At 38.8% G+C, this 18337-nt stretch carries 20 protein-coding genes; 17 read left to right on the top strand and 3 right to left on the bottom strand.

Features of this window, described 5'->3' with window-relative positions:
* Positions 1-11: 11 nt before the first annotated feature.
* Positions 12-311: a nucleoid-associated protein gene (locus V470_05125; protein ID AHZ47808.1), complete on the bottom strand. Its 300-nt coding sequence runs from the start codon at positions 309-311 to the stop codon at positions 12-14.
* Between the two features lie 440 nt (positions 312-751).
* Here V470_05125 and V470_05120 point away from each other — a divergent pair, with 440 nt between their 5' ends.
* The 17 genes from V470_05120 (at position 752) to V470_05040 (ending at position 16396) form a co-directional block, all read left to right on the top strand.
* Complete coding sequence (locus V470_05120; protein AHZ47807.1) at positions 752-1459, top strand: 2-C-methyl-D-erythritol 4-phosphate cytidylyltransferase; 708 nt, start codon at positions 752-754, stop codon at positions 1457-1459.
* A gap of 4 nt (positions 1460-1463) precedes the next feature.
* Complete coding sequence (locus tag V470_05115) at positions 1464-2486, top strand: ribitol-5-phosphate dehydrogenase (protein ID AHZ47806.1); 1023 nt, start codon at positions 1464-1466, stop codon at positions 2484-2486.
* 16 nt (positions 2487-2502) lie between these two features.
* Entirely contained in the window at positions 2503-3360 is an 858-nt protein-coding gene (locus tag V470_05110) for a choline kinase (protein AHZ47805.1), read from the top strand.
* 1 nt (position 3361) lies between these two features.
* A complete protein-coding gene (locus V470_05105; GenBank protein ID AHZ47804.1) occupies positions 3362-4240 on the top strand; it encodes a membrane protein in 879 nt (292 codons plus the stop codon).
* 11 nt (positions 4241-4251) lie between these two features.
* On the top strand, positions 4252-4941 hold the full coding sequence (locus V470_05100; protein AHZ47803.1) for a CTP:phosphocholine cytidylyltransferase: 690 nt from the start codon (positions 4252-4254) through the stop codon (positions 4939-4941).
* Between the two features lie 190 nt (positions 4942-5131).
* The gene (locus V470_05095) at positions 5132-5608 is read left to right on the top strand and encodes a PTS fructose transporter subunit IIA (protein ID AHZ47802.1); all 477 of its coding nucleotides are present in this window, start codon (positions 5132-5134) and stop codon (positions 5606-5608) included.
* Between the two features lie 37 nt (positions 5609-5645).
* Positions 5646-5951, top strand: a complete 306-nt coding sequence (locus tag V470_05090; protein AHZ47801.1) for a PTS fructose transporter subunit IIB — start codon at positions 5646-5648, stop codon at positions 5949-5951.
* Between the two features lie 55 nt (positions 5952-6006).
* Positions 6007-7482, top strand: coding sequence for a PTS galactitol transporter subunit IIC (locus V470_05085; protein AHZ47800.1), 1476 nt, complete (start codon positions 6007-6009; stop codon positions 7480-7482).
* A gap of 107 nt (positions 7483-7589) precedes the next feature.
* The gene (locus V470_05080) at positions 7590-8486 is read left to right on the top strand and encodes a protein lacX (protein AHZ47799.1); all 897 of its coding nucleotides are present in this window, start codon (positions 7590-7592) and stop codon (positions 8484-8486) included.
* Positions 8487-8772: 286 nt separating this feature from the next.
* Positions 8773-9198: a galactose-6-phosphate isomerase gene (locus V470_05075; GenBank protein AHZ47798.1), complete on the top strand. Its 426-nt coding sequence runs from the start codon at positions 8773-8775 to the stop codon at positions 9196-9198.
* A gap of 148 nt (positions 9199-9346) precedes the next feature.
* Positions 9347-9862: a galactose-6-phosphate isomerase gene (locus V470_05070; protein ID AHZ47797.1), complete on the top strand. Its 516-nt coding sequence runs from the start codon at positions 9347-9349 to the stop codon at positions 9860-9862.
* A gap of 10 nt (positions 9863-9872) precedes the next feature.
* Entirely contained in the window at positions 9873-10802 is a 930-nt protein-coding gene (locus V470_05065) for a tagatose-6-phosphate kinase (protein ID AHZ47796.1), read from the top strand.
* A 1-nt stretch (position 10803) separates the two neighbouring features.
* Positions 10804-11784, top strand: coding sequence for a tagatose-bisphosphate aldolase (locus V470_05060; protein ID AHZ47795.1), 981 nt, complete (start codon positions 10804-10806; stop codon positions 11782-11784).
* A gap of 237 nt (positions 11785-12021) precedes the next feature.
* A complete protein-coding gene (locus tag V470_05055; protein AHZ47794.1) occupies positions 12022-12858 on the top strand; it encodes a transcription antiterminator lact in 837 nt (278 codons plus the stop codon).
* A 35-nt stretch (positions 12859-12893) separates the two neighbouring features.
* Positions 12894-13211: a PTS system lactose-specific transporter subunit IIA gene (locus tag V470_05050; protein AHZ47793.1), complete on the top strand. Its 318-nt coding sequence runs from the start codon at positions 12894-12896 to the stop codon at positions 13209-13211.
* On the top strand, positions 13211-14905 hold the full coding sequence (locus tag V470_05045; GenBank protein AHZ47792.1) for a PTS system lactose-specific transporter subunits IICB: 1695 nt from the start codon (positions 13211-13213) through the stop codon (positions 14903-14905). Before V470_05050 ends, V470_05045 begins: the two co-directional genes overlap by 1 nt.
* An 84-nt stretch (positions 14906-14989) precedes the next feature.
* Positions 14990-16396, top strand: a complete 1407-nt coding sequence (locus tag V470_05040; protein ID AHZ47791.1) for a 6-phospho-beta-galactosidase — start codon at positions 14990-14992, stop codon at positions 16394-16396.
* A 39-nt stretch (positions 16397-16435) separates the two neighbouring features.
* Here V470_05040 and V470_05035 read toward each other — a convergent pair whose 3' ends face one another.
* Both V470_05035 and V470_05030 read right to left on the bottom strand, forming a co-directional pair.
* Positions 16436-17203, bottom strand: a complete 768-nt coding sequence (locus V470_05035) for a DeoR faimly transcriptional regulator (protein ID AHZ47790.1) — start codon at positions 17201-17203, stop codon at positions 16436-16438.
* 139 nt (positions 17204-17342) lie between these two features.
* Positions 17343-18305, bottom strand: a complete 963-nt coding sequence (locus tag V470_05030) for a ribonucleotide-diphosphate reductase subunit beta (GenBank protein AHZ47789.1) — start codon at positions 18303-18305, stop codon at positions 17343-17345.
* Between the last annotated feature and the right edge of the window lie 32 nt (positions 18306-18337).

The raw sequence follows: 18337 nt of genomic DNA, 5'->3' as shown, positions 1-18337 counted from the left end.
TTTTTTGTGGATTAGAAAGGCAATTTTCCAGCGAAAGCTCCTAGTTTCTTCTTAGTCGTTTCATCAATTTGTTCAAGTGCTGCGTTAATTGCTTGCGCAGTCATGTCAGAAAGGGTTTCGAGATCTTCTGGATCTACAACTGCTGGGTTGAAGTCAATGCTGACAACTTTTTTGTCTCCAGTTAGGGTTGCTTGGACAAGGTCCTGAGCTGATTTTCCAACAAATTCCATGGCAGCGAGTTCTGCTTGGCTCTGTTCCATTTGTTTTTGAAGTTTTTGTGCTTGGCGCATCATGTTTTGCATGTTCATCATGGCGGTTTACAGTTTCCTTTTTCTATTATTTTCCTTTTTATTTTATCAATTTTAGGTGCAAAAGTCTATTATTTGTTTAATTCATTAGATATATGAACTTTTATAATGAGTCCCTTAAACAACTTTTAAGAAATTTACTATGCACACCTGGTATTCTTTGCGAAACAAATAAATTTCATTTAAGTTTTCTTTAAGGATTCTATTATATTCTAGAGAACTCTATGTTAACCGAACGTTAAGCAGAAAATATAGAGGATAACCTAATTTTATTTCTTAATTTGTTATAGTCTTTCCAGATTTAGTAACACATTGTTCACTTTTTACCTTTAATGGTGTGTTGATTAGACTAAATGACGCTCTGTCTTTTTTTCATGATGGAGACAGATTGTGATATAATAGATGGTAATGAGTTTTTTAGAATAAACTAAAGGAGAATATAAATGATCTATGCAGGAATCCTAGCCGGGGGAACTGGCACACGCATGGGAATCAGTAATTTACCAAAACAATTCTTGGAGTTGGGTGATCGACCTATTTTGATCCACACAATTGAAAAATTCGTCTTAGAACCAAGTATTGAAAAAATTGTAGTTGGAGTTCATGGAGACTGGGTGTCACACGCTGAGGACCTAGTTGACAAGTATCTTTCTCTCCACAAGGATCGCATCATCATTACCAAAGGTGGGGCTGATCGCAATACCAGTATCGAGAAGATTATAGAAGCCATTAATGCCTATCGTCCAATCACTCCAGAAGATATCGTGGTTACCCACGACTCTGTTCGTCCTTTTATCACACTTCGCATGATTCAGGACAATATCAAATTTGCTCAAGATCATGATGCGGTTGACACAGTAGTAGAAGCGGTTGATACCATTGTTGAAAGTACAAATGGTCAGTTTATCACGGATATTCCAAATCGTGCTCACCTCTATCAAGGTCAAACACCTCAGACATTCCGTTGCAAGGATTTCATGGATTTGTATGGTTCCCTATCTGATCAAGAAAAGGAAATCCTGACGGATGCATGTAAAATTTTTGTTATCAAAGGAAAGGATGTTGCTCTAGCTAAAGGGGAATATTCAAACCTTAAAATCACAACGGTGACAGACTTGAAAATCGCGAAAAGCATGATTGAGAAAGACTAAGGCTATGATTAATCAAATTTATCAACTGACCAAACCAAAGTTTATCAATGTAAAATATCAAGAAGAGGATATTGATCAGGAGAATCATATCCTGATTCGTCCAAATTATATGGCGGTTTGTCATGCGGATCAACGTTACTATCAAGGGAAGCGTGATCCAAAGATATTGGCTAATAAACTTCCTATGGCCATGATTCATGAGTCTTGTGGAACTGTTATTTCAGATCCGACTGGGACTTATGAAGTCGGTCAAAAGGTAGTTATGATTCCCAATCAACCGCCTATGCAGAGTGACAAGGAGTTCTACGAGAACTACATGACCGGAACCTACTTCCTATCAAGTGGTTATGATGGCTTTATGAGAGAATTTGTCTCTCTTCCAAAAGATCGTGTTGTGTCTTATAATGACATTGAGGACACAGTTGCAGCCATTACTGAGTTTGTGAGTGTTGGTATGCATGCCATGGATCGTTTCTTGCATCTTGGTCATAGTAAGCGAGAGCGCATTGCTGTTATCGGAGATGGTAGTTTGGCCTTTGTTGTTGCAAATATTATCAATTATACCTTGCCAGAAGCAGAGATTATCGTCTTTGGTCGCCATTGGGAAAAACTAGAGCTCTTCTCTTTTGCAAAAGAGTGCTATATTACTGATAATATCCCAGAGGATTTGACCTTTGATCATGGGTTTGAGTGTTGCGGTGGCGATGGTACAGGCCCAGCTATCAATGACTTGATTCGCTATATTCGTCCACAGGGAACGATTCTCATGATGGGAGTGAGTGAATACAAGGTTAATATCAATACACGAGATGCTTTGGAAAAAGGATTGTTATTAGTAGGATCATCTCGCTCAGGACGCGTCGATTTTGAGAAGGCCATTCAAATGATGGAAGTTAAAAAGTTTGCAAATCGTCTGAAGAATATCCTTTATGTTGAAGAACCAGTGAGAGAAATCAAGGACATTCACCGTGTCTTTGCTACAGACCTAAATACTGCTTTCAAAACAGTATTTAAGTGGGAAGTGTAGAAGATGGAGGTTAATTGTGGAGAAACTCATCAAAGAAAAAATTTCTTCTTTACTATCTGATGAAGAGGAAGTACTCAGTGTTGAACAACTGGGAGGCATGACCAATCAGAACTATTTGGTTAAAACAACCAACAAACAGTATATTGTGAAATTTTTTGGTAAAGGGACTGAAAAACTCATCAATCGTCAAAATGAAAAGTATAATCTTGAACTTTTAGAGGATTTAGATTTAGATGTTAAAAATTATCTCTTTGATATTGAGTCAGGGATCAAAGTAAATGAATACATCGAATCAGCAGTAACTCTTGATTCAACATCAATCAAGTCCAAGTTTGAAAAGATTGCACCAATTTTACAAACCATCCATGCTTCAGGGAAAGAATTAAGAGGAGAATTTGCTCCTTTTGAGGAAATCAGCAAATATGAATCCTTGATTGAGGGACCTATCCCTTATGAAAACTATGAAGCTGTAAGAAAAGATGTATTTTCACTAGAAAAGAGATTGGCTGATTTGGGTGTTGATAGAAAGTCCTGTCACATCGATTTGGTACCAGAAAACTTTATCGAGTCACCACAAGGTCGTTTGTATTTGATTGACTGGGAATACTCTTCTATGAATGACCCAATGTGGGATTTGGCAGCTCTTTTCTTAGAGTCTGAATTTACAAAGCAAGAGGAAGATGATTTCCTTTCCTACTATGAAAGTGACAAAACGCCTGTATCACGTGAGAAGATTCGTATCTATAAAATCTTGCAAGATACTATATGGAGTTTGTGGACAGTGTACAAAGAAGCTCAAGGGGCTGATTTTGGAGATTACGGTGTCAATCGTTACCAAAGAGCTGTCGAAGGTTTGACTTATTATGGAGGTTAGGATGAAGAATAAAAATGGTGTTTCCTTTGGTCTGCTCTCTGGAATTTTCTGGGGATTAGGTCTAACGATTAGTGCTTATATCTTTTCAATTTTTACAAATCTTTCGCCTTTTGTTGTGGCTGCCGCTCATGATTTCTTGAGTATCTTTATCTTGTTAGCTTTTCTTTTGGTAAAAGAAAGAAAAGTTCGTCTCTCGATTTTCTTAAATATTCGAAATGTAAGTGTAATTATCGGAGCTTTACTAGCAGGACCTATTGGTATGCAGGCCAATCTTTATGCGGTTAAATATATTGGTAGTTCTCTAGCTTCATCTGTATCGGCTATTTACCCAGCAGTTTCAGTTTTACTAGCCTTCTTCATTTTGAAACACAAGGTTTCAAAGAATACAGTATTCGGTGTTTTCTTGATTATTGCAGCTATCATTGCTCAAACCTACAAGGTTGAACAAGTAAACTCGTTTTACATTGGGATTCTTTGTGCCCTTATCTGTGCCATTGCCTGGGGGAGTGAAAGTGTTCTCAGCTCCTATGCTATGGAAAGTGATTTAAGTGAAATTGAGGCCTTGCTAATTCGACAAGTAACCTCATTCTTGTCCTATCTTGTGATTGTGCTCTTTTCTCACCATTCATTTGCAGAAGTGGCAGATGGGCAATTATTCGGCCTCTTGATTGTCTTTGCGGCCTTTAATATGATTTCCTACTTAGCTTATTATATCGCCATTAATCGTTTGCAACCTGCGAAAGCAACAGGTTTGAATGTGAGCTATGTAGTCTGGACTGTCTTATTTGCAGTTATTTTCTTGGGTGCACCGCTAGATATGCTGACAATCATCACTTCACTTATTGTTATGGCTGGTGTTTATATTATTATTAAAGAATAAAGGAGATTCGTGTGAAAGCGATTATTTTAGCAGCGGGCTTAGGAACTCGTCTACGTCCTATGACTGAAAATACCCCAAAAGCTTTGGTTAAGGTTAATCAAAAACCCTTGATAGAATACCAAATTGAGTTTTTGAAAGAGCGAGGAATTGATGAGATTATCATCGTTGTCGGTTACCTCAAAGAACAATTTGACTACCTAAAAGAAAAATATGGTGTTCGTTTAGTCTTTAACGACAAGTATGCTGATTACAATAACTTTTACTCACTTTATCTAGTAAAAGAAGACTTAGCTAACAGCTATGTCATCGATGCAGATAACTATCTTTTTAAAAATATGTTTCGAAACGATCTTAAACGTTCTACCTATTTCAGTGTTTATCGCGAAGACTGTACCAACGAGTGGTTCTTGGTTTACGGTGATGACTACAAGGTTCAAGACATTATTGTTGACAGCAAGGCTGGTCGCATTCTGAGCGGAGTTTCATTCTGGGATGCACCAACTGCTGAGAAGATTGTTGGCTTTATTGACAAAGCTTACGAAAGTGGTGAATTTGTTGATCTCTACTGGGACAACATGGTTAAGGATAATATCAAAGAATTGGATGTCTATGTCGAAGAATTAGAAGGAAATAGCATCTATGAAATTGATAGTGTAAAAGATTACCATAAGTTAGAAGAGATTTTATCTACTATTAAGTAAGGAAAGAGAAGAAGGCTTGGGCCTTCTTTTTTTGTGGATTTTATAACAAGAATGTTTGATATTGATTGTATTCTTTAAATGAAACAAAAATTACAAAAAAATGAACAAAATAAAACAAAAATTATTGACAACGATTTCATATAGTGTTATACTTATAGCATAAAAGATAATTGAAAGAAGGGAAAATGTTATGGGATTAGATCATTTCTTTGACAAAAACCTGGTGTTTTGCTTAGAAGCGGATAATCAAGAACAACTCTTTGATCAGGTAGCAAGCTTGTTGGAAGAACGAGGAATTGTCACTCCAACTTATCGTGAAGCCTTGATCACGCGTGAAAAGTCATTTCCAACTGGTTTAGATATGGAATTTCTAGGTAAGGACTTGCCAAATGTAGCGATTCCTCATACAGATATTGTTCATAATCTAGCTGAGAAAGTAGTGGTTGTTCGATTAGAAAAACCAGTAACTTTTCACAATATGATAGCTCCTGATAAGGAAGTAGAAGTATCCCTACTCTTCTTTATCATTAACAACTCAAGTTCAAGTCAAACAAATATTCTGGCTCAGTTGATGGACTTTTTCACAGGAAATGGACATCTGGAAGATTTATCAAAAATTTCCGAACCAGAAAAACTTTATGCTTACATTGCTGAAGCAACCGCTTAATCTTGTCTATTAAAATATAAAATCGGAGGAAATCCAAATGATTAAAATTCTTGCTGCCTGCGGTGCAGGTGTTAACTCAAGTCACCAAATTAAAAGTGCTCTAGAAGAAGAACTTTCAAACCGTGGTTATGATGTTCACTGTGATGCAGTTATGGTTAAAGATGTAAACGAAGACCTTATCAAGGGCTACGATATCTTTACACCAATCGCTGCAACTGACCTTGGTTTTGAACCTGGTATTCCAGTAATTGAAGCTGGACCAATCTTGTTCCGTATTCCAGCGATGAGCGCTCCAGTATTTGACAATATTGAAGCAGCTATCAAAGAACACGGACTAAGCTAATTTATTCTTTATCTTGTTAACATTCATATAACTAAAAAAAACGGGAGGAACCATTATGGATGTCATTATCAATCTGGCCAACGATATCTTCAAACCTATCTTGGCTATGGGTGGTCCTATCATCATGCTGATCATTTTGACAGTATTGGCCCTACTTTTTGGAGTGAAATTCTCCAAAGCGCTTGAAGGTGGTATCAAGCTTGCCATTGCTCTTACTGGTATCGGTGCTATCATCGGTATGCTCAACGGAGCTTTCTCAGCATCCCTTGCGAAGTTTGTTGAAAATACTGGTATCCAATTGAACATCACTGACGTTGGTTGGGCACCGCTTGCTACGATCACTTGGGGATCTGCATGGACACTTTACTTCTTGCTTGTAATGTTGATTGTCAACGTTGTGATGCTTGCAATGAAGAAAACAGATACACTTGACGTCGATATCTTCGATATCTGGCACTTGTCAATTACTGGTCTTTTGATCAAATGGTATGCAGACAACAACGGTGTAAGCCAAGGGGTTTCACTCTTCATCGCGACAGCAGCAGTAGTACTTGTAGGTATTTTGAAGATCATTAACTCTGACTTGATGAAACCAACTTTCGACGACCTTCTTAACGCACCAAGTTCATCACCAATGACTTCAACACACATGAACTATATGATGAACCCAGTTATCATGGTCTTGGATAAGATCTTTGATAAAGTTTTGCCAGGTCTTGATAAATATGACTTTGACGCTGCAAAATTGAACAAGAAAATCGGTTTCTGGGGATCTAAATTCTTCATCGGTTTCATTCTTGGTATCGTTATTGGTTTGATGGGAACTCCACATCCAGTTGCTGGAGTAGAAGATGCATCTTCATGGGAACTTGTTATTAAAGGTTGGTTGAGCCTTGGTTTGACAGCTGGTGTCTGCTTGGAGCTCTTCTCACTTATCGGATCTTGGTTCATCGCAGCCGTAGAACCACTTTCACAAGGTATTACAAACGTTGCTACTAAACGTCTTCAAGGACGTAAATTCAACATCGGTCTTGACTGGCCTTTCATCGCTGGTCGTGCTGAAATCTGGGCTTGTGCCAACGTACTTGCACCAATCATGTTGATTGAAGCTGTACTTCTTTCTAATGTCGGAAATGGTATCTTGCCACTTGCAGGTATCATCGCTATGGGTGTGACTCCAGCTCTCTTGGTTGTTACACGTGGTAAATTGCTCCGTATGATTATCTTCGGAACACTCTTGTTGCCTCTCTTCCTTCTTTCAGGTACTCTTATCGCACCATTCGCAACAGAACTTGCTAAAGGTGTAGGTGCCTTCCCAGAAGGTGTGAACCAATCTCAATTGATTACTCACTCAACTCTTGAAGGACCAATTGAAAAACTATTTGGTTGGGCAATCGGTAATGCTACAACAGGTGATATCAAAGCAATCCTTGGTGCAGCAGTCTTCCTTGTATTCTATGTAGGTATCTTTGCTTGGTATAGAAAACAAATGATCAAACGTAACGAAGAATACGCAGCAAATGCTAAATAATTCGCTCCTATAAAATGTAAATTGTGAAAACTAGGTTGTTAATTTCCTACATTGGGAGTGGCAACCTAGTTTTTTATATAAAAATCTAAAAATAGTTGGAGAATACAATGGTAATTGAAGTAAAATCAGACCAGTTAACGGTCCAGTTTAAAACCTTAGGTGGCGCCTTGTCGTCGATCAAGGATCGAGAAGGCATTGAGTATTTGTGGCAAGGAGATGCCACTTACTGGAGTGGACAAGCGCCAGTTCTTTTTCCAATCTGTGGCTCTTTAAGAGAAGATACAGCCTTCTACAGTCACGAAGATGGAACGGAGACGAAAGGAAACATTCCTCGTCACGGTTTGGTCCGTAAAAAAGAATTTGACTTAGTTGATCAAACAGAAAACAGCGTAACCTTTGCTATCGAAGATGATGAGAATACTTATCAAAACTATCCTTATCACTTCCGCCTTGAAATCACTTATCTAGTGACCAGCAAGATTGTTCGTACTCAATACAAAATCTATAATAAAGAAACGAATAAAGTAATGCCATTCTTTATAGGAGGACATCCAGGATTTAATTGTCCTCTACTAGATGGCGAAACTTATGAAGATTACTATTTAGAGTTTGAGAAAGAAGAGACTTGCTCTGTTCCACGACCTTTCCCAGAAACAGGAATGTTAGACTTCCAAGATAGAAGTCCATGGTTGGATGGGCAAAAAGAATTAGACCTTAGCTATGATTTGTTTAGCACAGATGCAGTGACTTTGGATGAGTTACAATCCAGAACAATTGCCCTTCGTTCTCGTAAGCATGAGAAGGGATTAAAAGTACACTTCCAGGAGTTCTCAAATCTCATCATTTGGTCAACTTTGAATAAGGGACCTTTCATCGCTTTTGAACCCTGGTCAGGCTTATCAACTTCACTTGAAGAAGGAGATCATTTAGAAGATAAGAAGAATGTTCGTCTCTTGGAAGCTGGTCAAGTAGATCAGATTGACTTTGATATTGAAATATTTTAGATAAAAAACCACAAAAACAAACATTTACTGTTGACTTTTTATAAAAATAGGAGTATATTATGTTTGTAAGCAACAAATGATGTTTGTAACAAACAAACAATCACTTGTTATATTCTCTTTCGAGGAGAAAGTTTGTTTCTAGGAACTTGATTTCCTGGACTTGGATAAGGTGATATTCATCTCATTCAATCAAATTTGTCAATAAACTGCTAGAAAATCTTTTGTAGGTAAACTGCTAACTATAAAAGTCTTTACTAGCCTAGAAAAATAAAAAGGAGTATACAATATGTCTATTGTTATCGGTGCAGATGCTGCAGGTTTGAGATTGAAAGAAGTTGTGAAAGACTTCTTGGAAAAAGAAAACTTCCACGTTGTGGATGTTACAGCTGAAGGTCAAGATTTTGTTGATGTGACTCTTGCTGTTGCTGCAGAAGTAAACAAAGAAGAACAAAATCTTGGTATCGTGATTGATGCTTATGGTGCTGGTCCATTTATGGTTGCAACAAAGATCAAAGGAATGGTTGCCGCAGAAGTATCTGACGAACGTTCAGCTTATATGACTCGTGGCCACAACAACTCACGTATGATCACTATGGGTGCACAACTTGTTGGTGATGAATTGGCTAAAAATATTGCTAAAGGTTTTGTTAACGGTAAATACGACGGTGGACGTCACCAAATTAGGGTCGATATGTTGAACAAAATGTGCTAATACTCTTCAAAAATCAAGATAATCTGTTGTCAGCTCACTTTAGCTAACCTCAGTTATGCTTGCAGCTCGCTTCCTAAGCTAATCTTGATTTTTATTGAGTAAGGATAAATGATATTAGATTTATATAATTAATCGGAGGGAATAACTAATGAGAATTGCAATTGGATGTGACCACATCGTAACAGATGAAAAAATGGCGGTTTCAGAATTTTTGAAATCAAAAGGATATGAAGTCATTGACTTTGGTACCTATGACCACACACGTACTCACTACCCAATCTTTGGTAAAAAAGTTGGTGAAGCCGTTACAAGTGGTCAAGCTGATCTTGGGGTATGTATCTGTGGTACTGGTGTTGGTATCAACAACGCTGTAAATAAAGTTCCAGGAGTTCGTTCTGCCTTGGTTCGTGATATGACAACAGCACTTTATGCAAAAGAACAATTGAACGCCAATGTTATTGGTTTTGGTGGTAAAATCACTGGTGAATTGCTCATGTGCGACATCATTGAAGCTTTCATCAATGCTGAATACAAACCATCAGAAGAAAACAAAAAATTGATTGCGAAAATTGAGCACGTTGAAACTCACAATGCTCATCAAGCAGATGCAAACTTCTTTACAGAATTCCTTGAAAAATGGGATCGCGGTGAATACCACGACTAAGAGGTGACGCATGATTTTAACAGTCACAATGAATCCATCCATTGATATTTCTTATCCTTTGGATGAATTAAAAATTGACACTGTCAACCGTGTGGTGGACGTGACCAAGACAGCTGGTGGTAAAGGGCTCAATGTTACACGAGTGCTTTCAGAATTTGGTGATTCTGTTGTTGCTACCGGTTTGGTCGGTGGTAAACTTGGTGAGTTTTTAGTAGAGCATATCGATGATAAAGTAACGAAACGTTTCTTCTCCATTCAAGGAGAGACTCGTAACTGTATCGCTATTCTACACGGTGAAAACCAAACAGAAATCCTTGAAAAAGGTCCCGAAGTTCTTGAACAAGAAGGGCAAGATTTCTTGGCTCATTTCGAGCATCTCCTTGACACTGTGGAAGTAGTTGCTATCTCTGGTAGTCTGCCAGCCGGGCTTCCAGTTGATTACTATGCGAGCTTAGTAGAACTTGCTAATCAAGCTGGTAAACCTGTAGTTTTGGACTGCTCAGGTGCAGCTCTTCAGGCTGTCCTTGAATCACCACACAAACCAACAGTCATCAAACCAAATAATGAGGAATTGTCTCAGCTTCTTGGAAGAGAAGTTTCTGAGGATTTGGATGAATTAAAAGAAGTACTTCAAGAGCCTCTATTTGCAGGGATTGAGTGGATAATTGTTTCACTTGGTGCAAATGGTGCTTTTGCAAAACATGGTGACACTTTCTACAAGGTAGATATTCCAAGAATTCAGGTAGTGAACCCTGTTGGATCTGGTGATTCTACTGTGGCAGGGATTTCATCAGGACTTCTTCATAAGGAATCGGATCAAGAACTCCTCATCAAGGCAAATGTCCTTGGTATGCTCAACGCTCAAGAAAAAATGACAGGTCATGTCAATATGGCCAACTATCAAGCCCTATATGATCAATTAATAGTAAAAGAGGTATAAAATGGCTTTAACAGAACAAAAACGTGCACGCTTAGAAAAACTTTCAGATGAAAATGGCATTATCTCAGCTCTTGCCTTTGACCAACGTGGTGCTTTGAAACGTCTTATGGCTCAATACCAAACAGAAGAACCAACAGTGACTCAAATGGAAGAACTCAAGGTTTTGGTTGCAGATGAATTGACAAAATACGCATCCTCTATGCTTCTCGACCCTGAGTATGGTCTCCCAGCTACAAAAGCGCTTGCTCCAAATGCTGGTCTTCTCCTTGCTTATGAAAAAACAGGATACGACACAACAAGCACCAAACGCTTGCCAGACTGCTTGGATGTTTGGTCTGCCAAACGCATCAAAGAACAAGGTGCAGATGCTGTCAAATTCTTGCTTTACTATGATGTAGACAGCTCTGACGAACTCAATCAACAAAAACAAGCCTACATCGAACGCATTGGTTCTGAATGCGTGGCAGAAGACATTCCATTCTTCCTTGAAATCCTCGCTTACGATGAAAAAATCGCTGATGCAGGTTCTGCAGAATACGCAAAAGTGAAACCACAGAAGGTTATCGGTGCCATGAAGGTCTTCTCAGACCCACGCTTCAACATCGACGTCTTGAAAGTGGAAGTTCCAGTCAATGTGAAATACGTTGAAGGCTTTGGTGATGGTGAAATCGTGCATACACGAGAAGAAGCAGCAGCTTTCTTCAAAGCGCAAGACGAAGCAACAAATCTTCCTTACATCTACTTAAGTGCAGGTGTATCAGCTAAACTCTTCCAAGAAACCCTTGTCTTTGCTCACGAATCAGGCGCAAACTTCAACGGTGTTCTTTGCGGCCGTGCAACTTGGGCTGGATCAGTTGAAGCCTACATCAAAGACGGTGAAGTAGCAGCTCGTGAATGGCTACGCACAACTGGATTTGAGAACATTGATGAACTCAACAAAGTTCTCCAAACCACAGCGACTTCATGGACTGAACGTGTATAAGTTTTCCCCCCTAATCTTAGGAACATTGATCTAAATAAAAATTTTAAAAAAAGTTGAATGTAAAGGTTTACAAAAAAACTTACTTGTGCTATACTTAAATCACAAGTTAATACAAGGTGAGTGTTACTAAGTAATATTAGGCATGATCACAGGTGGATTAGAAATCAATAGATTTTCTAGTTCATTTGTGGTCATTTTTTGTACTCATATACCTTTAAGAGATAAAAGGAGGTTGACATGTATCGAATTCTAAATCCAATGAATCACAATGTTTCACTTGTCAGAAATGACAAAGGAGAAGAGGTGATTGTAATTGGTAAGGGGATTGCATTCGGAAAGAAGAAGGGGGATTTGATTGCTGAAAATAAGGTTGAGAAAATCTTTCGGATGAAGACCGAAGAGTCAAGAGAAAACTTTATGGCTCTCCTCAAAGATGTTCCGCTTGATTTTATCACAGTGACTTATGAAATCATTGATAAGCTATCAAAGAAATATCATTATCCGATTCAAGAGTATCTCTACGTAACCTTGACAGATCATATTTACTGCTCTTACCAAGCTCTAGCACAAGGAAGGTACAAGGATAGTAATCTGCCAGATATTTCCACTAAGTATCCTGTCGCTTTTCAAATCGCAAAGGAAGCCTTTGAAATCTATCGTCAGAAGTTGACAGATCATTTCCCTGAGGATGAAATTATTCGGATCGCTTATCATTTCATTAATGCCGAAGGTGAAAATGAAGTGGAACTTGTGGAGTCGATTGATAAGAGGAAAGAAATTCTCAGGAATGTTGAAGAAGTGCTAAAGGGTTATGCAATTCAACGAACCAAAGAGAATAATCATTTCTATGATCGCTTTATGATTCATTTGAATTATTTCTTGGATTATTTAGACAGATCTAGAGATGATAACCAATCACTTCTGGATATGGAAGATCATATTAAACAATCCTATCCAAAAGCATTTGAGATCGGTTCCAAAATCTATGATGTGATTACGCAACATACGGGTCTTGATTTGTATAAAAGTGAACGAGTTTATCTAGTTCTACATATCCAACGTTTATTGTCATAAAAATTTAATTAAAAATACATAAGGAGAATTCTATCATGAATAGAGAAGAAGTAACATTGTTAGGTTTTGAAATTGTTGCCTATGCTGGCGATGCTCGATCAAAACTATTGGAAGCTTTAAAGGCTGCTGAAGCTGGCGATTTTGCGAAAGCTGATACTCTCGTAGAGGAAGCTGGTGGTTGCATCGCGGAGGCACACCACGCGCAAACAAGCCTTTTGACTAAGGAGGCAGCTGGTGAAGATTTGGCTTATAGTGTAACCATGATGCACGGTCAGGATCACTTGATGACTACCATTTTGTTAAAAGATTTGATGCACCATTTAATCGAACTCTACAAGAGAGGAGTTAAGTAATGAACAAACTAATTTCTTTTATCGAGAAAGGAAAGCCTTTCTTTGAAAAACTGTCTCGTAATATCTACCTTCGCGCTATTCGTGATGGTTTCATTGCTGGTATGCCAGTTATTCTCTTCTCAAGTATCTTTATCTTGATTGCTTTTGTACCAAACTCATGGGGCTTTAAATGGTCTGATGATGTTGTAAATCTCCTTATGAAACCTTATAGCTATTCAATGGGGATTCTAGCTCTCTTGGTAGCTGGTACAACAGCTAAGTCATTGACCGACTCAGTAAACCGTAGCATGGAGAAAACGAACCAAATCAACTATATGTCAACACTTTTAGCTGCGATTGTTGGTTTGTTGATGTTAGCAGCTGATCCGATTGAAGGTGGCTTTGCGACAGGTTTCCTTGGAACAAAAGGTTTGCTTTCAGCATTCCTTGCTGCCTTTGTTACTGTAACCATCTATAAGGTTTGTGTTAAGAACAACGTCACTATTCGTATGCCTGACGAAGTTCCACCAAATATCTCACAAGTCTTTAAAGATGTGATTCCATTCACTCTATCAGTGGTTTCTCTTTATGCTCTCGATTTACTAGCTCGTCATTTTGTTGGTGCAAGCGTAGCTGAATCAATCGGTAAATTCTTTGCACCGTTATTCTCTGCTGCTGATGGTTATCTAGGTATTACGATTATCTTTGGTGCCTTTGCCTTCTTCTGGTTTGTTGGTATCCATGGTCCATCTATCGTTGAACCAGCAATCGCAGCTATTACCTATGCAAATGCCGAAGTCAACTTGAACCTTCTCCAACAAGGGATGCATGCAGACAAGATCCTTACTTCAGGTACACAAATGTTTATTGTTACCATGGGTGGTACAGGTGCAACACTGGTTGTTCCATTCATGTTCATGTGGTTAACTAAATCAAAACGAAATCGTGCAATCGGACGTGCTTCAGTAGTGCCAACTTTCTTTGGTGTAAATGAACCAATCTTGTTTGGTGCACCGCTTGTATTGAACCCGATTTTCTTTATTCCATTTATCTTTGCGCCAATTGCTAACGTATGGATCTTTAAATTCTTTATTGAAACGCTTGGCATGAACTCATTTACTGCCAACCTTCCTTGGACAACACCAGGTCCTCTCGGTATTGTTCTCGGTACAAACTTCCAATTCTTGTCATTTGTACTTGCTGCTTTGTTAATTCTTGTAGACGTAGCCATTTACTATCCATTCCTCAAGGTTTATGATGAACAAATTCTTGAAGAAGAGCGTTCAGGTAAAGCCAATGATGAATTGAAAGAAAAAGTAGCAGCAAACTTCAATACTGCCAAAGCAGATGCTATTCTTGAAAAAGCTGGTGTAGAAACAGCGCAAAACACAATCACAGAAGAAACTAATGTTCTCGTTCTCTGTGCAGGAGGAGGTACAAGTGGTCTTCTTGCAAATGCTCTAAATAAGGCAGCTGCAGAGTACCAAGTTCCTGTTAAAGCAGCAGCTGGTGGCTATGGTGCTCACCGTGAAATGTTGCCTGAGTTTGATCTGGTTATCCTTGCTCCTCAAGTTGCTTCAAACTTTGAAGACATGAAGGCCGAAACCGACAAACTTGGTATCAAACTTGCCAAGACAGAAGGTGGCCAATACATTAAATTGACTCGCGATGGAAAAGGCGCTCTTGCCTTTGTTCAAGCGCAGTTTGAAGAATAAAAGGTAAATAGCGAAGAAGTGAGATGGAGGAATTCCTCCCGACTCTATCTCCATCTCATTTCTATTTCTTGAAAGGTGAATCAAATGACAAAAACACTTCCAAAAGACTTTATTTTTGGCGGGGCAACAGCAGCCTATCAAGCAGAAGGTGCGACCAATACCGATGGTAAAGGACCAGTTGCCTGGGATAAATACCTCAAAGATAACTACTGGTACACTGCTGAACCAGCCAGTGATTTCTATCACAAATACCCAGTTGACCTCAAACTAGCAGAAGAGTATGGTGTCAATGGTATCCGTATTTCAATCGCTTGGTCACGTATCTTTCCAACTGGTTACGGGAAAGTCAATGCCAAGGGAGTTGAGTTCTATCATAATCTATTTGCAGAATGTCACAAACGGCATGTTGAGCCCTTTGTAACTCTTCATCACTTTGACACGCCAGAAGCACTTCATTCAAATGGAGATTTCCTGAACAGAGAAAACATTGATCACTTTGTGGATTATGCAGCCTTCTGTTTTGAAGAATTTCCTGAAGTCAACTATTGGACAACCTTTAATGAAATTGGGCCGATAGGAGATGGTCAGTATTTAGTTGGGAAATTCCCTCCAGGTATTCAGTACGACCTTGCCAAAGTCTTTCAATCTCATCACAATATGATGGTGTCGCATGCGCGTGCAGTCAAGCTATATAAGGTTAAAGGCTATAAAGGTGAAATTGGTGTGGTTCATGCCCTGCCTACTAAGTATCCTCTGGATCCAAATAATCCAGCAGATGTTCGCGCTGCTGAGTTGGAAGATATCATCCACAATAAATTTATCTTGGATGCAACTTATCTTGGACGATATTCCGGAGAAACCATGGAAGGCGTCAACCATATTTTATCCATCAATGGTGGTAGCTTAGATCTTCGTGAAGAAGATTTCACAGCATTAGAAGCTGCAAAAGACTTGAACGACTTCCTCGGCATTAACTACTATATGAGTGATTGGATGCAAGCCTTTGATGGAGAAACTGAAATTATCCATAATGGTAAAGGTGAGAAAGGAAGCTCTAAATACCAAATCAAAGGTGTTGGTCGTCGTGTAGCTCCTGATTATGTACCACGTACGGATTGGGATTGGATTATCTACCCTCAAGGTTTGTATGATCAAATCATGCGCGTGAAGAAAGATTACCCAAATTACAAAAAAATCTACATCACAGAGAATGGTCTCGGATACAAAGATGAGTTTGTGGATGGAACAGTCTACGATGATGGACGGATTGATTATGTTAAGAAACATATGGAAGTGATTGCAGATGCAATCTCTGATGGAGCCAACGTCAAAGGCTACTTTATCTGGTCATTGATGGATGTCTTCTCTTGGTCAAACGGTTATGAAAAACGCTACGGTCTCTTTTATGTAGACTTTGAAACTCAAGAACGTTATCCTAAGAAATCAGCTCACTGGTACAAGAAACTAGCTGAGACACAACTTATTGAATAAAATTCAACAAAAATTCCCCGCCAAAAGGCAGGGGAATTTTTATGGTTTTGATAAAAGAATGGTTGTTTGTTTCGACAGGTCTTCAAATGTCTCCTGACTCAGTTTGGAATCTGAAACGATGGTATCAATCTCTGAGATATTGTAGAACGTGTAAAAATCAAACTTATTAAACTTGCTGTGGTCTGCCAGTAAGTATTTTTTATTGGCATTGTTCAAGGAGATTCGTTGTACCTCGCCCTCTTCTTCGCTGAAAGTAGCAATAGCTTTATCCTTGATACCATTACAGCTCACAAAAGCCTTAGAAAACTGAAGGTTGGTCAAATCCTGTAAGGTAAGTGTCCCTACAAAAGCACCAGTGATGGAGCGATAATTTCCGCCAATCAAGATCAAATCTGTTAGTTTTCGTTCGTTTAGGATGAGAAAAACAGGAAGACTGTTTGTTACAACACGAATATTATCAATTGGGAGCTCACGAGCAAAACATTCTAAGGTTGTTCCTGGCCCGATAAAAATAGTTTCACCTTCGTCAATCAAATGCCCTGCAAAACGGCTAATTTCTTGTTTTTCAGCAATCTGCAAGCCTTGTTTTTCGACGTTTGAGCGTTCGTTGTTTAAGAGAGAACCTGTACGAAGTTTTTCAGCGCCACCGTGCACACGAACCAGCAAATCCTTGTCTGCTAGTTCTTGTAAATAGCGGCGAGCTGTCATATCTGACACATCAAGACTCTCCATAATCTCTTTTACAGTAATAGTGCCTTTTGTATTTACTGCTTCTAGAATACTATCTAGTTTTTCTTGCTTTAGCATCCTTATCACCTCGATTTCTACTATTATTATCTTACCATAAAACGCTCAATCAATCAAATAGAAAAAAACAAAATAAAACAAAAACAAAAATATCATGGTTGTTTTAAACAAACCATGATATTTTGAATGATTGGTCAAATTAGTCCAAACCGTAGTTGTAATCCTCGTCTTGCATGGCTTCAACTTCACCAAGGAGGTAACCATTTCCGACTTGAGAGAAGAAGTCGTGGTTAGAAGTTCCTGTTGAAATACCGTTCATAACGATTGGATTGACATCATCAGCTGAATCAGGGAAGAGTGGATCTTGTCCTAGGTTCATAAGAGCCTTATTAGCATTGTAACGAAGGAAGGTTTTAACTTCCTCAGTCCAACCAACACCGTCATAGAGGCTTTCTGTATAGCCCTCTTCGTTCTCGTAGAGAGTGTAGAGCAGATCGTACATCCATTCTTTGAGCTTTCCTTGCTCTTCTTCAGGCAATTCGTTAAAACCAAGTTGGAATTTGTAACCAATATAAGTTCCGTGAACAGACTCATCACGAATGATCAGTTTGATGATTTCTGCAACATTGGCTAGTTTGTTGTTACCAAGATAGTAAAGCGGTGTAAAGAAACCAGAGTAGAAGAGGAAAGTTTCAAGGAAAACACTGGCAACTTTCTTTTCAAGTGGGCTACCATTGAGGTAGATTTCATTGATAATTTCCGCTTTTCTTTGTAGGTAGGGGTTAGTGTTGGTCCATTCAAAGATTTCTTCGATTTCGGCCTTGGTGTTCAAGGTTGAAAAGATAGAAGAGTAAGATTTTGCGTGGACAGATTCCATAAATTGGATGTTGTTAAACACAGCTTCTTCATGCGGTGTACGGATGTCTGAGCGAAGCGCCTGAACCCCTGTTTCAGATTGCATGGTATCCAAAAGGGTCAAACCACCAAAGACTTTTCCAACCAAGTCTTTTTCTTTGTTTGATAGTTTTCTCCAGTCGTCTAGGTCATTTGACAAGGGGATACGCGTATCGAGCCAGAATTGCTCTGTCAGCTTTTCCCAAGTTGATTTGTCGATGACATCTTCGATGGCATTCCAGTTAATGGCTTTGTAGTAAGTTTCCATAAGGTGTATTTCTCCAATGTAATAGTAATTAT

This window comes from Streptococcus sp. VT 162 (assembly GCA_000688775.2).
Classification (GTDB): Bacteria; Bacillota; Bacilli; order Lactobacillales; family Streptococcaceae; genus Streptococcus.
The sequence above is the reverse complement of the archived record's forward strand: the minus strand, read 5'-3'. Positions and strand labels throughout refer to the sequence as shown.